The organism is Mesorhizobium comanense (assembly GCF_005503535.1).
Lineage (GTDB): Bacteria > Pseudomonadota > Alphaproteobacteria > Rhizobiales > Rhizobiaceae > Mesorhizobium > Mesorhizobium comanense.
Window position 1 is genome coordinate 17,427 of the sequence record NZ_SCNN01000007.1, and the last position, 17,809, is coordinate 35,235.

At 64.6% G+C, this 17,809-nt stretch carries 14 protein-coding genes; 1 reads left to right on the top strand and 13 read right to left on the bottom strand.

The features are described from left to right. Window positions 1-32: 32 nt before the first annotated feature. The 5 genes from FFS37_RS14030 to FFS37_RS14050 all read right to left on the bottom strand — a co-directional run bounded on the left by FFS37_RS14030 (window position 33) and on the right by FFS37_RS14050 (window position 6,210). On the bottom strand, window positions 33-1,067 hold the full coding sequence (locus tag FFS37_RS14030) for an ABC transporter permease (protein WP_232375658.1): 1,035 nt from the start codon (window positions 1,065-1,067) through the stop codon (window positions 33-35). Between the two features lie 39 nt (window positions 1,068-1,106). After that, window positions 1,107-2,426, bottom strand: a complete 1,320-nt coding sequence (locus FFS37_RS14035) for a pyruvate dehydrogenase complex dihydrolipoamide acetyltransferase (protein ID WP_137931558.1) — start codon at window positions 2,424-2,426, stop codon at window positions 1,107-1,109. A gap of 32 nt (window positions 2,427-2,458) precedes the next feature. Next, window positions 2,459-4,567 carry an alpha-ketoacid dehydrogenase subunit alpha/beta gene (locus FFS37_RS14040; RefSeq protein ID WP_232375659.1) on the bottom strand — a complete coding sequence of 703 codons (2,109 nt, stop codon included), beginning with the start codon at window positions 4,565-4,567 and terminating at the stop codon, window positions 2,459-2,461. 411 nt (window positions 4,568-4,978) lie between these two features. After that, the gene (locus tag FFS37_RS14045; protein WP_137931559.1) at window positions 4,979-5,428 is read right to left on the bottom strand and encodes a VOC family protein; all 450 of its coding nucleotides are present in this window, start codon (window positions 5,426-5,428) and stop codon (window positions 4,979-4,981) included. 32 nt (window positions 5,429-5,460) lie between these two features. Then, a complete protein-coding gene (locus FFS37_RS14050; protein WP_137931560.1) occupies window positions 5,461-6,210 on the bottom strand; it encodes an SDR family NAD(P)-dependent oxidoreductase in 750 nt (249 codons plus the stop codon). A 178-nt stretch (window positions 6,211-6,388) separates the two neighbouring features. Here FFS37_RS14050 and FFS37_RS14055 point away from each other — a divergent pair, with 178 nt between their 5' ends. After that, window positions 6,389-7,345, top strand: coding sequence for a LysR family transcriptional regulator (locus FFS37_RS14055; RefSeq protein WP_137931561.1), 957 nt, complete (start codon window positions 6,389-6,391; stop codon window positions 7,343-7,345). A gap of 127 nt (window positions 7,346-7,472) precedes the next feature. Here the strand turns inward: FFS37_RS14055 and FFS37_RS14060 are convergent, their stop codons facing one another. The 8 genes from FFS37_RS14060 to FFS37_RS14095 form a co-directional block, all read right to left on the bottom strand. Further along, entirely contained in the window at window positions 7,473-10,493 is a 3,021-nt protein-coding gene (locus tag FFS37_RS14060) for an FAD-binding and (Fe-S)-binding domain-containing protein (protein ID WP_232375660.1), read from the bottom strand. After that, window positions 10,490-11,323 (bottom strand): phosphoenolpyruvate hydrolase family protein, encoded by an 834-nt coding sequence (locus FFS37_RS14065; RefSeq protein WP_137931562.1) that lies wholly within the window; start codon window positions 11,321-11,323, stop codon window positions 10,490-10,492. The genes FFS37_RS14060 and FFS37_RS14065 overlap by 4 nt, the downstream gene beginning before the upstream one ends. 13 nt (window positions 11,324-11,336) lie before the next feature. Next, window positions 11,337-12,656 (bottom strand): Tm-1-like ATP-binding domain-containing protein, encoded by a 1,320-nt coding sequence (locus tag FFS37_RS14070; RefSeq protein WP_137931563.1) that lies wholly within the window; start codon window positions 12,654-12,656, stop codon window positions 11,337-11,339. A gap of 204 nt (window positions 12,657-12,860) precedes the next feature. Beyond that, entirely contained in the window at window positions 12,861-13,937 is a 1,077-nt protein-coding gene (locus FFS37_RS14075; RefSeq protein WP_137931564.1) for an ABC transporter ATP-binding protein, read from the bottom strand. A gap of 44 nt (window positions 13,938-13,981) precedes the next feature. Beyond that, window positions 13,982-14,806: a carbohydrate ABC transporter permease gene (locus FFS37_RS14080; protein WP_137931565.1), complete on the bottom strand. Its 825-nt coding sequence runs from the start codon at window positions 14,804-14,806 to the stop codon at window positions 13,982-13,984. Further along, entirely contained in the window at window positions 14,803-15,762 is a 960-nt protein-coding gene (locus FFS37_RS14085) for a carbohydrate ABC transporter permease (RefSeq protein WP_171026279.1), read from the bottom strand. Before FFS37_RS14085 ends, FFS37_RS14080 begins: the two co-directional genes overlap by 4 nt. Before the next feature lie 104 nt (window positions 15,763-15,866). After that, window positions 15,867-17,114: an extracellular solute-binding protein gene (locus tag FFS37_RS14090; RefSeq protein ID WP_137931567.1), complete on the bottom strand. Its 1,248-nt coding sequence runs from the start codon at window positions 17,112-17,114 to the stop codon at window positions 15,867-15,869. 51 nt (window positions 17,115-17,165) lie between these two features. Continuing rightward, the gene (locus FFS37_RS14095) at window positions 17,166-17,801 is read right to left on the bottom strand and encodes a cupin domain-containing protein (protein ID WP_137931568.1); all 636 of its coding nucleotides are present in this window, start codon (window positions 17,799-17,801) and stop codon (window positions 17,166-17,168) included. Window positions 17,802-17,809: the final 8 nt, after the last annotated feature.

The following is a 17,809-nucleotide window of genomic DNA, read 5'->3' on the forward strand; positions in this document are numbered from 1 at the left end:
ATTGTTGGATCGTGTCGAGGAAGGCGTCGCCTCTACAGATCTCCTTGCCTTGCCGTCTCCTCGTCGCGAGGATGCAGCTTGCGATCGAGCGTAATGGCGCCGAGAAGCACCACACTCTTGACGATGTTCTGGACGTCGCCCTGCACATCCAGCAGGATCATGGCGTTGAGCAGCGTGCCGATGAGCGCCGTTCCGGCAAGCACGCTGGCAATGGAGCCGCGACCGCCGCTGAGGCTCACGCCCCCCAGCACGACGATCAGCAGCACGTCGAAGATCAGGCTTGAACTGAACACATTGGTGTTGATCGAGGCGACCGAGCCCGCCGTGACCAGCCCGGCCAGAAAGGCAACAGCGGCCGAAAAGGCATATTGGCCAATGGTGAGCACGCGCACCGAGACGCCGGTAAGCCTGGCAGCCTCGGCATTGTCGCCGAACGCGTAGACGAAGCGCCCGGCCGAAGTTCGCGACAGGATGAAATGACCAACCAGCGCGACCGCCGCGAAGATAACCAGCGGCACCGGAATGCCCAGCACTTCACCCTGTCCCAGAGCGAGCAGGAACGGCTGGTTGTCGGGCGCATAGGTGATGATGCCGTCGAGCATCAGCCACCTGCCGATGCCATAGACCAGGGTTCCGGAGGCCAGGGTGGTGAACAGGGCCGGAATGCCGATGATGGAAATGGCGAAGCCGTTGAAGGCGCCGATCGCGACAGCCATTCCGAGGCCCATGGCGATGCCCGCGGCGAGTCCATAGCCAAGCCCGATCAGCTTAAGCGACCAGGCGGCGCAGATGGCAAGCACCGCGACCTGCGACAGGTCGAGGCCGCGCCCGATCACGACGACAGTCATGCCGACGCCGAGAATGCCCAATACCGAGACACTGCGGGCCAGTGTCGAAATGTTCGGCAAGGTCGCGAAGCCGTTGACGAACAGCGCGCACGCCAGGAAGATCACGACCGTCGTGGCCAAGACCAGCGTTTCCTGGCTCAGAGTGCCGAGGCCGAATTTTCCCTCGCTCATCTTCACGGCGGCGCTTCCCCCATCCTTTATCGCGACTGCGTCTGCCATCGGCCCGGTCCCCGTCAAGCGCTGAATGTCTTTCGATCCTTAAACCAGCATCGTCATCGGCTGCTCCATCAGCGCCTTGAACGCCGACAGCAGTTCGGCGCCTGCTGCTCCGTCGATCGCCCGGTGATCGACGGACAGCGTTGCCGTCACCAGTGTCCGGACCTCGGGCTTGCCGTCCCTGGCGACGACCCGCTGCTCCGACGCTCCTATCGCCAGGATAGATGCCTGGGGCGGATTGATGATAGCAGCGAAGTCGCGAACGCCGTGCATCCCGAGATTTGAAACGCTGGCTGTGCCGCCCTGGTATTCGTCTGGCCGAAGAAAGCGTGTCCTGGCGCGTGCCGCCAGTTCCTTCATCTCGTTCGATATCACCGCGAGCGTCTTCGTCTCGGCCTTGCGCACGATCGGCGTCATCAGTCCTCCGGGAATAGCGACAGCGACGCCGATATCGGCGTGGCGATGGCGCAGCAAGGCACTTTCCGTGAAGGAGACATTGGCATCGGGCACCCGATGCAGCGCCAGCGCCAGCGCCCGGATCACGAAGTCATTGATGGAGAGTTTGTAGGCGCGCGTGCCGTCGCGCAGCTTCGGTGCCGCGTCGTTGAACTGTCCCCGCAGGGCGATCAGCGCATCGATCTCGCAATCGGCCGTCAGGTAGAAGTGCGGGACCGTACGCTTGGACTCGGACAGCCGGCGCGCGATGGTGAGACGCATCGCATCATGCGCGACCTCCTCGAAGCTGCCGGGCTCGAACAGGGCCTTCATGCCGGTGCCGGCTTCGGTCGGTGCCTGCGCCGGAATTGCCGGAGAAGGCGCGGCCGGAGCACCGGCCGGCGATGGCTTGCCGGTTGCTTCGGCCCTGGCGGCGGCCGCCAGTGCATCGATGGCCCGCGTGACATCGCGCTCGACGATCCGGCCATGCGGACCGCTGCCTGTGATGCCTGACGCGTCGATGCCGGCTTGGGCCATCAATCTGCGCGCGATCGGCGAAGCGAAAACGCGGCCGTCCCGGGCGTCGGAAGCGCTCGTGCTGGAAGCCGGCGCCGGCTCGGGCAGCACGATCGGCAACGACGGTTCGTCGGGAACCGCCGGCGCTGTCGCGGGCGCCACCGTCTCGCCGTCGGCGGCGAGCACGCCGATCATGCGGTTGACGGGAACGTCGACCGAACCGGCGGGGATGGCGATGCTGACCAGCACGCCGTCAACCGCGGCCTCCACTTCCATGGTCGCCTTGTCGGTCTCGATCTCCGCCAGAACGTCGCCGGCGCGCACCGGATCACCGACCGCCTTCAGCCACTGGATCAGGTTTCCCTTCTCCATGGTGGGTGACAGCGCTGGCATGAGGATGTCTATTGGCATCGCGGTTCGGGTTCCAGGGCGCCGGTCCAATTTCAGCGGTAGCAGACGCGGCGAACCGCATCGGCGATGGCATTCTGGTTGGGGATCACTGCCCGTTCCAGCTTGTCGTTATAGGGCATGGGCACCTCCATCGCGCCGAGCCGTTCGACGGGGGCGTCGAGCCAGTCGAAGGCGCGTTCATTGATCTGCGCGGCGATCTCGCCACCCAGGCCGCCGGTGCGCCACGCCTCGTGAACGACAACGCAGCGATGCGTCTTCTTCACGCTGCGGATGAAGCAATCCATGTCCAGCGGCCGCAGCGTGCGCGGGTCGATGACCTCGACGGAAATGTTTTCACGCGCCAGCATGTCGGCGGCCTGCAGCGCGCGCTCCACCATGACCTGGGTGGCGATGACGGTGACGTCGGTCCCCTCGCGCTTGACGTCGGCCTTGCCGAGAGGAATTTCGTATGGCGTTTCCGGCACCGGCGCGGCCTGGCCGAGATAGAGCATCTTGTGCTCCAGGAACATGACCGGGTTGTCGTCGCGGATCGACGCGATCAGCAGCCCTTTCGCATCGTATGGTGTCGAAGGCGCCACCACCACCAGGCCGGGTACATGCGCGAACCATGCTTCGAGAGACTGCGAGTGCTGGGCCGCCAGCCGAATGCCGCCGCCTTGCGGCCCGCGGAACACCACCGGCACGGTCGGTGAACCGCCAAGCATGTAGCGCAGCTTCGCCGCCTGGTTGACTATCATGTCCATCATGAAGGTGACGAAGTCGAAGATCTGGATCTCGGCGATCGGGCGGCGTCCGCAGACGGCCGATCCGACGGCGGCGCCGGCGATACCCATCTCGGAGATCGGAGTGTTCATGAGGCGGTCCTTGCCGAAACGCTGAAACAGGCCACGCGTCACGCCAAACGTGCCGCCGATCGGCCCGACATCCTCGCCGATGACGAAAACCCGCTCGTCGCGCTCCATCTCCTGCGCCATCGCTTCCTTGAGCGCCTCCAGATAGGTCAGTTCCCGCGTGCCGGGCGCGGGCTCGACCACGCCGGTCGACTTGAAGGGAGCGGAGACGGCCGGCGCCAGGCTCTCGAGGTCCGGCTCAGGCGAATTCCTGGCGAATTCGACGGCGCGCTCGATCTCGGCATCCGTCTCGGCGACAAGCGCCTCGTATTCGTCGTCGGTGAGCGCGCCACGCTCCATCATCATCGAAACACAGCGGTTGATCGGATCCATGGCCTTCCAGCGCTCGACCTCCTCATCCTCGCGGTAGCCGGGCAGATTGGCGCGCATGGAGTGATCGCCATGGCGATAGGTGATGGCCTCGATCAGCGTCGGGCCTTCACCGGCGCGAGCCCGCGCGATGGCCTCGTCGACCGCCGCATAGACGGCGACGACATCGTTGCCGTCAATGGTTTCGCCAGGCACGCCGTAACCCGCGGCGCGCGCCGAGACCGATCCGCCCGCGGTCGATTCCAGGAAGGACGTCGACAGGCCGTACTGATTGTTCTCGCACAGGAAGACGATCGGCAATTTCCAGATCGCCGCCATGTTCAGCGCCTCGTGGAAGATGCCTTCGTTGGCGCCACCGTCGCCGAAGATCGCCACGCCCGCGTCCGTCGACATGCGCTGCTTGGCGGCCAGCGCCGCGCCGATGCCGAGGCCCATCGAAGCGCCGACAATGCCGTTGGCGCCGATGATGTTGAGGCCGATATCGGCGACGTGCATGGACCCGCCGAGACCGCCACAAATGCCGTCCTTGCGGCCGAGCAGCTCCGCCATCATGCGCGAGACATCGGCGCCCTTGGCGATACAATGCCCGTGGCCGCGATGATGGGTGGCTATGAAGTCGCTGCGCAGCAAGGGATAGCCCGCACCCGCCGCCACGGCTTCCTGGCCGACAGACGAATGGGCCGTGCCCTTGACCAGCCCGCTATGGAACAATTCGGTGGTGCGCGTCTCGAAGGCGCGGATCACAAGCATCGTCCTGAGCAGTTGTTTCAGTTCCGCGGCATCGAGCTTGGGCGCATTGCGGGTCGCCAGCCGATGAGGGGACCCGCCATTGGCGATGATTGCGGCGGCGACCGCGTCGCCGCTGGTTTTTGGCGCGCCGCGCGTCGAACGGGCCGCGCGGGCCAAGCCGGAATTTTTCATCGTGTCCCATCCATTGCCGGTCCCTCCGCCGCGTTGCTGGCGACGGAATACCAAGATGCCGGTGTGCTGGTCGTTCTTCCCATTGACGTCACTCTTGGGACGCCTTGAGTGAAGACTTCCATGATCCCGATCTCAAAACAAACACAAAGTACCTATGGGAGAAATGCGTTTTGGTTATGGGTCACCGCAACACGCAGACGAACGTGCACCGCCCTGCGGACAGGGCGATGCACGTGTGCTCCGAGGGCCGCGACGCGACCCTTTTCAAGGGCGCATCACAGCTGTCGGTCAGGACGGAAGGACCAGAATTTCAATGGCTGCGCGAGCGGAAGGCCGCGATGCAAACGGATGCGCGGGCGCGCAACGACATGGCCGGCATTGTACGCCGAACGAAGACCGCCGGCGGGGCCTCTACACCCGTTCGATAAGCTCGACCGTCACCTTGTCGGGAGTCGTCAGATAGGAGACGCGCACGCCCGCATTGGGGCCGCCGCGCTTGTTGACATAGGGCGGCGAGATCGCCACCGCGCCATAGAGCGCCAGATGGGCTATGGCGCCGTCCAGGTCGGTCACATCGAACGCGATGTGGGCGAAGCCGACGTCGCAAGGCCTCGCCTCGACCACCCTTCGATCGTCGGGACCGGTGTATTCGATCAGCTCGACCGTATGGTCCGGACGCCGGAGATAGGCGATCTCGACCTTGGCTCCCGCGACGCCTGTGATGGTCTGGATCGAGGCGGGATCGCGGCCCGCGCGCGAGGTCAGTTCGAAACCCAGTCCGTCGCGGAACAGAGCTATCGCCCGGTCGAGGCTTCCGACGGTGAAGCTGGTGTGGTTGGTCGCGCTGATGGTGTTGTGCATTTTGTATCCCTCCCCGCGCTCGCAGCTCGCGCCTAATAGTCGGTGCGCCCGCCGGACATATCGAAGACGGCGCCAGTGCTGAAGGATGCCTCGGGCGAAGCGACATAAGCCACCATGGCGGCGAGTTCCTGCGGCAGGCCGAACCGGCCCATCGGAATCTTGGCCAACAGCGATGCCACATAATCGGCGGGCCAGCGGTCGAATATCGCGGTCCTGATCGCCGCCGGCGTTATGCAGTTGACGGTGACCTTGGTGTTGGCGAGCTCACGGCCGAGTGTCTTGGTGAAGCCGATGACGCCGGCCTTGGAGGTGGCGTAAGCGCTGATCAGCGGACTCGCCTCCTTGCCCGCGACCGATGCAATGTTGATGATGCGTCCGTAATTCGCCGCGATCATATGCGGAGCGACGGAACGGCAGCACAGGAAAACGCCGGTCATGTTGACGTCGATGACCCGCTGCCATTCGTCGAGCGACAGGTCCCAGACGCTGGCATGAGGGCCTGAGATGCCGGCGTTGTTGACCAGGATGGAGATGCCGCCGAAGCGCTCGAGCGTAGCGTCTCGCGCACCTTCGACCAGGCTCTGGGACGTAACATCGACCACGGCGGTATGGACGCGGTCAGGCGCCGCCAGCTCGTCGGCGGCCCGCGCCAAAGAGTCCGGCTCGCGGTCCCACAGACTCACATTGGCGCCCTCGGCCAGAAGCTGGGCAGCGATGGCCAGCCCAAGACCCTGCGAACCACCTGTCACCACGGCGGTCTGACCACCCAAACGCGCTGCCATGAATCCTCCCCAGGCATCCCGCCGTTTTTTCGGAAGTCGTCTTGTCCGTGGCGGGTTGTTCAATCTGCTTGAAGCCAGTAGTAGCGCGTGCCAGACATCAACACTAAGACAAAAGCCAAATTGCAACCATTAGATTTGGTTATGGCTTGTTTCGCGTGCGGCGGCGGGAGGAAAACGGATGGATGTCAGGCAGCTCGAATATTTCATGCATGTGGCGAACACGCTGAACATCACGCACGCGGCGATGCGGGCGCATGTGTCGCAACCGGCGCTGAGCCGTCAGATCCGGCTCCTCGAGCAGGAGCTCGGCACCAAACTCTTCAAGCGCAAGGCGCGCGGCGTGGTGCTGACCGAGACGGGGCAGCGGCTGGTCGACCGGACCAGGGTGCTGCTTGCCAATGTCGGCCGCATGAAGAGCGAAATCATGTCTTCGACCGACGAGCCGGTGGGTACGGTGAGGCTGGCGGCCTCGAACTCGCTGAGCGGCCTGCTCACGTCCCGGGTGGTCGCGCGGTTCCGCCGTACCTATCCGCAGGTTTCGGTGCACGTGACCGAGAACACCTCCATGATCGTGCGGGAATCCATCGCCAATGACGGGGCGGACGTGGCCTTGTTGTCGGACCGGGAATCCTTCACCACGCTGACCAAGATGCCGCTGGTGACAGAGAGCCTGCTGCTGATCGCGCCGCTAGAAGTGGGACTTGAACTGTCGCGTCCGGTTTCGGCCAAATCACTCACTGGCCATAACCTCATCCTGACGCCATTCCCGAACGGGCTGCGCCGCGCCGTCGATGAAATCCTGGTCAGGGCGGGCCGCGTCGCCGAACCGAAACTCGAGGTCGACACGAACTCGCTAATGACCAGCCTGACCAAGTATGGCACCGGCTATTGCGTGCTTCCCTATAGCGGGGTCCATGAGCTTCTGGTGCGCAAGGAAGTCTCGGCGGCGCCGATCCGCAATGTCCGATGGGGCTGGGTGACCGCCGTGTCACGAGAACGCGCAATGTCTACGGCCACGAAGAAGCTGATAGAAATGATCGCCGAGGAAGCCCGGATCCTGACCAGCAACGGCACCTGGAAAACCGCAACGCTGGACCTGGCCCCGAATACTCTGAAACATCCTGGGCTGGACTGATACCGGCCTGCTCGTTCTTGCGCCGTCTGTGTGGCCGGACCATTGAGGCCGTGGCGTACAGCCGAAACGGAGCGCGACAGTCCCGGCGACGGGCCAACAATCCATGCCACAGGCTGCAAGACCGTTTTTAGCTCGACGCCTCGGACGCGACTTCGGCGGCGCTCGGATAGATAGCGTGCTTAGCCTTTGCTTTTTCCAAGCGCAGGGCGATCAGCTCCATGGGGTGAGTGGCCGCGACATCGGCAAAGCGCTCGACCTGGCATCGGCAGGAAAATCCGGTCGCATAGACCGACGCGGCGGCTTCGACGGGCTTGCGCCATGAAAGGTCGAACAGCTTGCGCGACCAGTCGGCGTGCCGGCCCTCATGCCCGAACGAACCCGACATGCCGCAGCAGCCGGTCGACTGCGGTAAAACCTCGATGCCGAGCGCCCGCATGAGGCGTCTCCAGTCGTCGCCAACCCGAGGCCGCATGGCCTGTTCCGTGCAATGGAGGAAAATCGTGTCGGCGGCAGCCGGCTCGGCCCGGGGGAAGACACGGCCCCGGTCCATTTCCTCGACGAGGTATTCCTCGACCGACCACACTTTCGGCAGTCCCGCGAAGCCCGCTTTCGGATACTCGCTTCTGAGCATGTAGATGAAGGCGGGATCGGTTCCGATGATCGGCATGCCCGTCTCTTCGAGCGACCGCAGGAGGCTGGCAAGCCGCACCGCCTGCCTGACGAAACCGGCCCGGTCGCCTTTGGCGTGCGCGGCCTTTCCACCCGAAACCGGTTCGAGCACCAGTGGCGTGTAGCCGAGTGTGGCGAGGCCACGAGCGATCGCGGCGACGGCAGCGGTGTCGAACAGCGCCGAGAACGGATCCTGCAGCAAGAGGACCTGGTCCCGCTCGGCCCTGATGCCATGGATATCGCGATGGGACACCTGCCGAAAGCCGAGCTGTTTCAGCCCGTAGCGCGAAGGCACCGGCGGATCGACGATGCCCAGCGCCTGCGCGGCGTGGCGATAGATACCGGTTGCCGCGAATGCACGCAGCAGCGGCCGCACACGACACAGCAGCGGCGCGAAGCGCTCCAGCGCGATAGCGGCGGCATCGCCGGGCGAGCGGCGCCGGTGGCGATGATAATGCTGGAGGAAATGCGACTTCAATTCGGGGATGTCGACATGGGTCGGACAGCTTCCGGCGCAGGACTTGCAGCCCAGGCATCCATCAAGCGCCTCGAAGACCTCGGCCTCCATCGCATCGGTCGCGGTGCCGTCGTCGCGGGCGTTCCGCCACGCTTGCAACGCCTCCGCGCGGCCCTTGGGCGAATGGCGAAGCTCCCGGCTGACCTTGAACGAAGGGCACATCGGGGTGGTGGCCGCATAGGTCAGGCACAAGGCGTTGCCGTTGCAGGCAAAGGCCTGCGCGAAGACATCGCCGGCGGAGGCCGGCGCCGAGCGCATCGGCGCCGACGCCACGCCGTAAAGCTCGCCGCCGCCCGCCACCAGCTTGCCCGGATTGAACCTGCCGCCAGGATCGAAGGCCGCCTTGATCGCCCGGAACGCGGCATAGGCCTGCGGTCCCACGAAGGCTTCCAGATACTCGCCCCTGATCCCCTTGCCGTGCTCGCCCCAGAAGATACCACCATGGGCGGTCACCGCCGCGAAGACTTCATCCGAGATCTGCTTGTAGAGCCGCCTGTCATGTGCCGAATGGATGTCGAGCGCCGGACGGGTGTGCAGGCAACCGACATCGGCGTGGCCGTAAATGCCGTAGGAAATCCCATGCCTCGACAGGATGGTCGCGAAATCCGTTACGAATGCCGACAGGCTCTGCGGCGGCACCACGCAATCCTCGACGAAGGAGATCGGCTTGCGCGTGTCCTTGGCGGCACCGAGCAGACCGACGCAGGCGGAACGGACCGTCCACAGATGCCTTATCTCCGCCGGCGCCGTGGCTCGATGGGCGCCGCGAAATCCCACCATGCGGCCCGCGATCCCCAGGCATTGGTCGGCCTGGCGCTCCAGGACATCGACCTCGTCGCCAGCCAGTTCGACAAAGGCAAGCACCGGATTGTCTTTCCCCGCGCCTCGGATGGCGGGAGGCAGATCCGACAGCAGTCCGGCGTCACCGGCGAGGCTCTGCACCCATTCGTCAATGACTTCGATCGCGACCGGTTCGGCCTTCAGGAGTTCGGCCGTGGCATCCAGCATCTCGGCAAAGCGCGCGAAGGCGAGAACCAGGAGGCTCTTATGGCGAGGGATCCTGACAAGCTTCAGGCGCGCCCTCGTGACGAGGCCGAGGGTTCCCTCCGCGCCGATCGGCAACCGCCACCAGTCGAGGCGATCGGACGCCGGCCGCGCGCGCTCCAGATCATAGCCGGTGAAGCGCCGTGACAGATGCGGAATCCGCTCGAGAAGAGCCGGCCTGCCGCTGTCACACGCCCGCGCGACGGCCCGCAGCATATTTTCAGCCCACGCGGCCGGCTTCTCGGCGCTGTCGAGAACCCTGCCGCCGGCGAGCATCAGTTCAAGCCCAAGCACGTTGTCCCCGGTCTTGCCGTAGAGGCGCGATCCCTTGCCCGACGCATCCGTGGCAATCATCCCGCCGATCGTGCAGCGGTTCGCGGTCGACGTCGACGGGGCGAAGAAAAGACCGGTCCCGGCCAGCTGTTCGTTGAGATCGTCGAGCACGATGCCGGGCTCGACCTCGACCCATCCCGCCTGTGCGTCGACGCGCAGGATGCGGTTCATGTGCCGGCGGAAATCCACGACCACGCCGCGGTTGAGAGCCTGGCCATTGGTTCCGGTCCCGCCTCCCCGCGCGGTGACGGCAAGACCATGGAAAGGCTCCTCGTCAAGGACACGCAGCAGGCGTTGCGTGTCGGCAGCATCGCGCGGCGCGACGACGATGTCGGGCACGATGCGATAGACGCTGTTGTCGGTCGAGGCGGCGAAGCGCGAGGCCGTATCCAGGGCGATGTCACCGGCAAAGCCCGCTTCGGCAAGCCTGTCCCGCAGGCTTTGCCAGACATCGGCTTTCATGCCCGGCGGCAAGTCGCGGCCCATGGCTGGCGCTTCGTCCGAAGAGAGGGCCAAACCGCCGCCGGAGCCGGGCCTCGCCACGAGACGCCGTGCGGCGGCATGGCCGCCCCTGGGAGGGGTCATCGCAGGCTGATTTCCTTGAACCGCGTGGTGACGTCCCGCACTGCGGGCTCGACGGGAATCCGTTCGATGCTGGACGCGCCGACGAAACCGACGGCGGGTGTCCGCTCGCTGATATAGGCCGCGTCCTGCGGCGTGATGATCGGGCCGCCATGGGACAGGAGCACGGCGGTGTCGCTGACTTCGCGAATGGCGTCGAACATGTTGCGAAGATCCTCGACGGCCCGATCGAGACCGATCGCCTGCGTCGCGCCCACATCGCCGCCGGCAGTCAGCCCGACATGGCCCACGATCATGTCGACGCCGGCCTTCGCCATCATCGCCGCCTCCATCGGCTGGTAGACATAGGCGACGGTATAGAGGTCGTGCTGCATGGCGCGCGACATCAGGTCGACCTCGCGCTGGAAACTGATGCCGACGGATTCGAGATCGTTGCGGTAGGTGCCGTCGATGCGGCCGATCGTCGGGACGTTGATGACGCCCGAGAAGCCGGCCGCCTTCACGTCGGCCAGGGAGCGCTCGTGGTCCCGCGTCGGGTCATGCGCGTAGATGCCGCCGATCAACGGCACCTCCTGCACGACCGGGACGATCTGGCGCGCAAGGTCGAGCACGACGTCGTTGGCATTGCCGATCGGCAAGGTGCCGTAGATGCTCGCCCAGCCATTCATGCGGTAGTGGCCGGTGTTGTAGACGGCGATCAGATCGACGCCGGCTTTCTCGACCAACCGGGCGATCAGGCCGATGCCGGCGCCCTGCATCAGCAGGAACCGCTTCCTGTCGATCTCGCTCTTGATGCGCGCAACGACTTGCGCGCGGGAATACCGCTTCGCCATGGAGTTGTTTTCCTCAGCTGGTTGCCCGGACATGGTCGAGAAGACGCTCGCAGGCGCCTCTGACAAAGGCCGGATCGTTGATGTGGAGGTCGGGCGTCTCGATGCGGATGTCGGGCCGCGCCGCAAGTGCCTGCGATATGCCTTCCACAAAGGCATCCGTGGCGCGTGGATCGAAGAACGCGGAGCCCTTGCGGTCATAGGACGAGAACCCCGCCATGGGCACGAAAACGGAAGCAGGCCCCTTCGCGTGAAAAAGCTTGGCGCCGATCCAGGCGCCGATCTGTCTGCTCTCCTCGGGAAGCGTGCGCATTAGCGTGCTGGACGGCGTGTGCGACACCAACTGGCGATCGCGGAAGCGCTCGGGGACGCTCGCCGGCCCACTGAAGTTGACCAGGTCGACGGCTCCGGGAATGACGACCTGCGGAATGCCGGCGGCGACCGCCGCTTCCATGCGATGCGGGCCCGCGCTGCGCAGGCCGCCGACGACCTCGTCGGTCACCTCGGTCGTCGCCAGATCAAGGGCGGCCGCGATGCGGCCCTGCGCGATCAGATCCTCGAATGCCAGCCCGCCCGGTCCGCGAGCATGGAACATGTATGTGCCGAATCCCTTGTCCTGGAACAGCGCCGCGGCGGTTTCGGCCGCGAGCGTGGTGGCGCCGACCGCCGTCACGCCGATGATCGACGACGCGTCCTCGGCCGCCCAGAACGGAATGGACAACATCGCCTCCATGGCCGCCGCCGCGCGCGACAGGCTGGCGCGCAACGGCGCGTTCAAGCCGATGAAATCCACGACCGGATGGATGAGGACGGCATCGCTGCCCTCGATGAAGGGTTTGGTGTCGCCGGAGACCGCCGTCGAGACGAGGATTTTCGGAACGCCGTAAGGCAGCACCTTGAACGCGCGCGCGGCAAGCGATGCGTTCGTCCCGCCGCCAAGACCGATGAAGCCGGTCAAGAGCCGCCGCGCCTGCAGGTCAGCGATACAGGCCTCGATGCCGACCAGCATCTGCGCCAGCGCCGGCGCCCTTTCCGGCCAGCGGCGGACAGCCTCGATCGTCGTCCCGGCATATTCGGCGACCATCTCGGCGCCAAGGTCGATGCGATGCGGGCCGGCCGGGCGGATGCCGCAATCGACGACGATGACGGCAAGACCGCGCTCCTCGAGTTCCTTGCGCAGGAAATCGACATGCTCGCCCTTGGTGTCCATGGTCGCGGCGACAACGACCGACGGCGTCAACCCGGCCGCCAGCCGATTGCAGGAAGCTCCGGCGGAGGCGGGTTCGCCTGCGGCTGCATCGGTACGCGATGCGGTCGTTGTGTCGACGAATTTCAACCGGGCCTCCTGTTCAGCACTGACATCCTTGCCGCTTCTATTCGCTTATTAATCCTGACAAATCCTGTCAATCTGTAAATTTAAATTTACACCTTTTGGGAATATTTTACACCTCTGGTCAATTTTCACGGCTATGCCGCTCCGACGCATCCGCCGGGGGAGTTCCTCTGAAAGACCTGAGTCGAACCCGCGAATGGCCTTGTGTCAGGCCGCCCGGTCGAGATCCGCCGCCACCAACCTGCGCCCGCTTGCCGCGTCGAAAATATGGACCCGATCGATCTGCGGGCTGAAGCCAACCTTGTCGCCCGGCGAGACGGACGGAGCATCGCGCAGCACCGCGACGATCTGCTCCACGCCGAGCCTGGCGAAGACCTGGACTTCCGGCCCGGTCGGCTCCACGACGGACACCAGGGCGGGTGCGCCTCCGACATCCAGCGTAAGATGTTCGGGCCGGATGCCGTAGATCACGTCGGTCCGCGTGCCGCCGTAGCCATCGGGCAGAGGAAGCGTCTCGCCGCCCTTTGTCAGGAAGCGGCCATTCTCGATGCGCCCCGCCATGAAGTTCATCCCCGGCGATCCGATGAAGCCGGCGACGAACAGGTTGTCGGGATGATTGTAGAGATCGAGCGGCGCGCCTATCTGCTCGACCGCGCCGTCGCGCATCACCACGATGCGGTCGGCCATGGTCATCGCCTCGATCTGGTCGTGCGTGACGTAGACCGTGGTCGTCTTCAGCCGCTGATGCAGTTCCTTGATCTCCATCCGCATCTGCACCCGCAGCTTCGCGTCGAGGTTGGAGAGCGGCTCGTCGAAGAGGAAGACCTGCGGATCGCGCACGATCGCGCGTCCCATGGCGACACGCTGGCGCTGGCCGCCCGAGAGCTGCTTGGGATAACGTTTGAGCAGCGGCGCGAGGCCGAGGATTTCCGCGGCGCGGCGCACTCTCTTTTCGATCTCTGCCCGTTCGGTGCGCTGCAGCGTCAGCGCGAAGGCCATGTTCTCCTCGACCGTCATGTGCGGATAGAGCGCGTAGTTCTGGAACACCATGGCGATGTTGCGGTCTTTCGGCGCGATGTCGTTGACCACGGTCTCGCCAATCGAGACTTCTCCCTCGGTGATCTCCTCGAGGCCGGCGATCATGCGCAGCAGCGTCGACTTTCCGCAGCCCGAAGGGCCGACGAGGACGACGAACTCACCGTCCGCGATGTCGACGCCGATGCCGCGCATCACGGTCACCGGACCATATCGTTTGCCGACGTTTCGAATTGCGACGGATGCCATTGGCGAAAGCCTTTCTTGTCGAGCTGGCGGAGACCGCCTTTGCGCTAGCCCTTGACCGCGCCTGCGGCCATGCCGCGAACCAGATGCCGCTGCATGAACAGCATGAAGACGAGGATCGGCAGCATGATGCCGAAGGCGGCCGCGGCAGAGAGCGACCAGTAGCTGATGTCCTCGGCGCCGTATTCGGCGATGGCGACCGGCATCGTCTTGGTGCCGGTGCGCGTCAGCACCAAAGCGAGCAGGAATTCATTGTAGGCCAGCAGCAGCGAGAACAGGGTCGTCACCCAAAGGCCGGGCTTCACGATCGGCAGCGCCACGCGCCGGAAGGTCTGCCAAGCATTGCAGCCGTCCATCACGGCGGAATCATAGAGTTCACCGGGCACTTCCGCGAAGAAGCTGCGCATTAGCCAGATGGTGAAAGGCTGGTTCAACGCGACCACGGCGAGGATCATGGCGATGTAGGTGTCGATCAAGTGGGCGGCCTGCGCGATCACGAAGAACGGTATCGCAAGCAGGATGTGAGGGAACATGCGCATGGCCAGCAGGCTGAACAGCAGGCCGGAGGCGAGACGCGAGCGCAGCCGCGACAGCGCGTAGGCGGCCATCGATCCGATCGACACCGATATGGTAACCGCGCAGACCGAGACGATCGCCGTATTGATGAGGAAGCGCCAGAAACCCTTGTCCACCCAGATCTGCCAGTGGAATTCGAGCGTCGGCGTGAAGATCAGCTTCGGCGGCACGGCGAAGGCGTCGACAGGTTGCCGGATGGAAGTGAGGAAACCCCAGGCCACCGGCGTCAGGTTGACGATGCAGAAGCACAGCAGGATGAGGAACAGCGGCACCTGCTTCATGAGTGTGGATCTCATTGGCTTTCTCCCCTGCGGCGGAAGACGACCCACAGCATGACGGCGGTGACGCTGGCGACAAACAGCAGCGTGATGACGCCCAGCGCCGAGGCCTTGCCGACCTCGAAGAAGCGGAAGGCGAGCGCATAGGTGTACATGGTGAGCGTTTCGGTCGCTGTGCCTGGCCCGCCCGCTGTCAGCACATAGATCGTGTCGAAGAAGCGGAACGCATCCATGAAGCGGACCGAGAGCACGAAGACGATGAGAAACTTGATCGACGGCAGCATGATGCGGAACAGGATGGTCAGCGGGCCTGCCCCGTCGATCTTGGCCGCCTCGATCAGGCTGGTGTCGACCGTGTTCAGGCCGGCATAGAGGGTGAGCACCATGAAAGGCGTGAACTGCCAGGCATCGGCGATGATGACGGTGAACTGCGCCCAGCCAGCGCTGCCCAGGAAATCGGGCGGATAGTAGCCCATGCCGATGATCATGCCGCTGATCAGCCCGAACCGGCCCATGAACAGCCAGCGCAGGAACAGCGCCGCGACCGTCGGCGTGATGACATAGGGAATGAAGACCAGCATCAGCAGCGACTTGGCGCCGAAGGTCAGCTTGTAGAGCCCGTAGGCAATCGCCAGCCCCAGTGCGAACTCCAGCGTTACGGCCGACGTGACGATGAACACGGTCCGCACCAGGGAGGACCAGAACCGCTCCTCGCCAAGCAGGTCCTGGTAGTTGGACAGGCCGACGAATGCCGTGGCGCCGCCCGTGGTGAGATTGTAGTCGGTGAAGCTGAGATAGATGGCATAGCCCAGCGGCACCAGGAGCACGCAGCAGATAACGGCAAGGCTCGGCACCATGAACAGCCAGAGCGCCCGCTGATCGTCCCTGCGGCGCGCGGGACGTCGCGGCAGAGGCCGGACCTCTTTCGCCGGCGCGGCCACCTTGTGCTGGGGATGCTCGATCTTGCTCACCATGTTCATCGCTTTGGGCCGCAATTATTCCCGCTCGACGCGGAGGAATTGGCAACGGCCCGGGAGGACAAAGCTCCTCCCGGACGGGATGATAGGACGCTTGAGGGCTATTTGTAGTAGCCGCTCTTGGCCAGGTAGTCGCGGGTTTCGCCCGCTGCGGTGTTGAGCGCGGTGGCGACGTCCATCTCGCCGGCGATCGCCTGCAGGATGCGCCGGCGGATGAACTCGCCCACCGCGAAGAATTCCGGGATCTTCGGGAACGGAACCGCCGTCCTGATGGCCTCGAGGCCCGCCGGGTAGTGACGGTACTTGGCCTGCACCGCGGGATCCGCGAGGATCGACATGCGCGGCACCATGGTGAAGCCGGTGGCCCCGCGCATGCTCTTGTCGCTTGCCGCGGCGCAGATCAGCCGGAACAGTGTTTCGGGATCCTGCGAGGAATAGGCCGAGATCGCGTAGCCATCGAGCGCAAGCCGGCCATGACCCTGCGGCGGCGGCACGAAGTCGACCTTGCCGACGACCGCAGACTTGGCCGGATCGTCCATCGCGGTCGCCCGCGTCGTCCAGGACAGCCCCATCGCGGCGATATTCTGCTGCATGGCGATCGTGCATTCGTCATTGTGCGCGTTCATGAAGCCCTGCTGGGCGTACTGCGTGGCCTCCTTCAGACGGCCAATGGCCTGGATGCCCTTTTCATTGTTGAAGATCGGGTTCCACTTGTCGTCGAACCAGCCATCCGCAAGGGCATTGATATACCAGTGGGATTCGCCAAGGGCGGAGTCACCGCGAAGACAGCTGATGGTGCCGGCGCGCGCCGGCGAATTCAGGTCGCGGGCAAGTCCGATATACTCGTCTATGGTCTTGGGAGGCGTCTTGCCGGCTGCGTCGAATACATCCTTGCGGTAGAAGAACAGGTGCGAGATCGAGGTCAGCGGAATGCCGTAGATCTTGCCCTCATAGGTGAAGTGCTTCAGCACGTCCGGATTAATGTCCTTGAGGTTGAACTCGTCCTCGAATTTTTCCCAGACATCGTTCAGCGGGCGCAGCCAGCCGCTGCGCATGAAGCCGGTCATGCTCTCGTTGACATACATCACGTCGATGCTGTTCGACTTCGACGACAGCGCGATGTTCATCAGTTCGAACGCCTTGTCGAAGGGCATCAGCTGCAGATTGACATTGCCCTCGGGCGCCGCGGCCGCGAACTGGTTGGCATAGTATTCGAGCGCCGGATAGCGATGGCTCACGAGCTGGATCGGCGCCGCCGCGTTTGCCTTGCGCGAGATGGCCGGCGTCGCGAGCGCCGCGACGGCGGCCGTCGAAGCGCCGGCGACGAATGTCCTCCTGGTGATCTGCATGTTGTTTTCCTCCCGTTGAAAGCTAGGTGTTGGCCGGATGCCTGGGGCCGCTCAGGCGCGGGCCGGGTCCGGCACGGCATTGCCGTGCGTGTGGTTCCAGAGATGGCCAATGCGCTTCTGGCGACCCAGGGTCGTTTCCAGGTACACGGCCTTGAATGGTGAATGGATGATGGGGATGTCGTGATGATGACCCATGCCGGTCGCCACGCAGTCGCCGCGACGCACGACGAATTCCCTGTCGCCGACCCTCGCCACGCCGGCCCCTTCGAGCACGATCCAGTATTCGTCGTAGTCGTGATAGTGGGAATCCACACCCGTCAGCTTGCGGTAGGAGACGGGATCGCCGACATTCTTCGCACCGTCGCCGGGATTGACCCGAAACACCCCGCAGCCGCCGATCTCGGCGCCCCAGCGTCCGCAAAGCCGCATGAACGCCGCCGGCCGGTCCGCCGCACGCATCGTATAGCTTTCGGCGCTTTCCGGCACCGCCGAGAATTGACCCTCGGCCAGCGCGCAGGATCCCATCGCATGAGCGAACTGGCCGGTCCCTTGCACCGAAACCACGATCTCCCGCGGCTCGCGCCGGTCGACCGCCATCGCCTCATGGGCGCCGAGTTCGACAAGTTCGAAATGGCGCAGCTCGCACCAGCCGGGAATGCTGGCGCTGTCTTGTCTGAAAACAGGCATGGTCGACG

Excerpts from the sequence above, each read along its gene's own strand:
- FFS37_RS14030 (WP_232375658.1), bottom strand. The coding sequence starts at position 1,067 with ATGGCAGACGCAGTCGCGATAAAGGATGGGGGAAGCGCCGCCGTGAAG.
- FFS37_RS14065 (WP_137931562.1), bottom strand. The coding sequence starts at position 11,323 with ATGGCGAAGCGGTATTCCCGCGCGCAAGTCGTTGCGCGCATCAAGAGC.
- FFS37_RS14055 (WP_137931561.1), top strand. The coding sequence starts at position 6,389 with ATGGATGTCAGGCAGCTCGAATATTTCATGCATGTGGCGAACACGCTG.
- FFS37_RS14075 (WP_137931564.1), bottom strand. The coding sequence starts at position 13,937 with ATGGCATCCGTCGCAATTCGAAACGTCGGCAAACGATATGGTCCGGTG.
- FFS37_RS14085 (WP_171026279.1), bottom strand. The coding sequence starts at position 15,762 with ATGGTGAGCAAGATCGAGCATCCCCAGCACAAGGTGGCCGCGCCGGCG.
- FFS37_RS14095 (WP_137931568.1), bottom strand. The coding sequence starts at position 17,801 with ATGCCTGTTTTCAGACAAGACAGCGCCAGCATTCCCGGCTGGTGCGAG.
- FFS37_RS14080 (WP_137931565.1), bottom strand. The coding sequence starts at position 14,806 with ATGAGATCCACACTCATGAAGCAGGTGCCGCTGTTCCTCATCCTGCTG.
- FFS37_RS14045 (WP_137931559.1), bottom strand. The coding sequence starts at position 5,428 with ATGCACAACACCATCAGCGCGACCAACCACACCAGCTTCACCGTCGGA.
- FFS37_RS14040 (WP_232375659.1), bottom strand. The coding sequence starts at position 4,567 with ATGAAAAATTCCGGCTTGGCCCGCGCGGCCCGTTCGACGCGCGGCGCG.
- FFS37_RS14035 (WP_137931558.1), bottom strand. The coding sequence starts at position 2,426 with ATGCCAATAGACATCCTCATGCCAGCGCTGTCACCCACCATGGAGAAG.
- FFS37_RS14060 (WP_232375660.1), bottom strand. The coding sequence starts at position 10,493 with ATGACCCCTCCCAGGGGCGGCCATGCCGCCGCACGGCGTCTCGTGGCG.
- FFS37_RS14050 (WP_137931560.1), bottom strand. The coding sequence starts at position 6,210 with ATGGCAGCGCGTTTGGGTGGTCAGACCGCCGTGGTGACAGGTGGTTCG.
- FFS37_RS14090 (WP_137931567.1), bottom strand. The coding sequence starts at position 17,114 with ATGCAGATCACCAGGAGGACATTCGTCGCCGGCGCTTCGACGGCCGCC.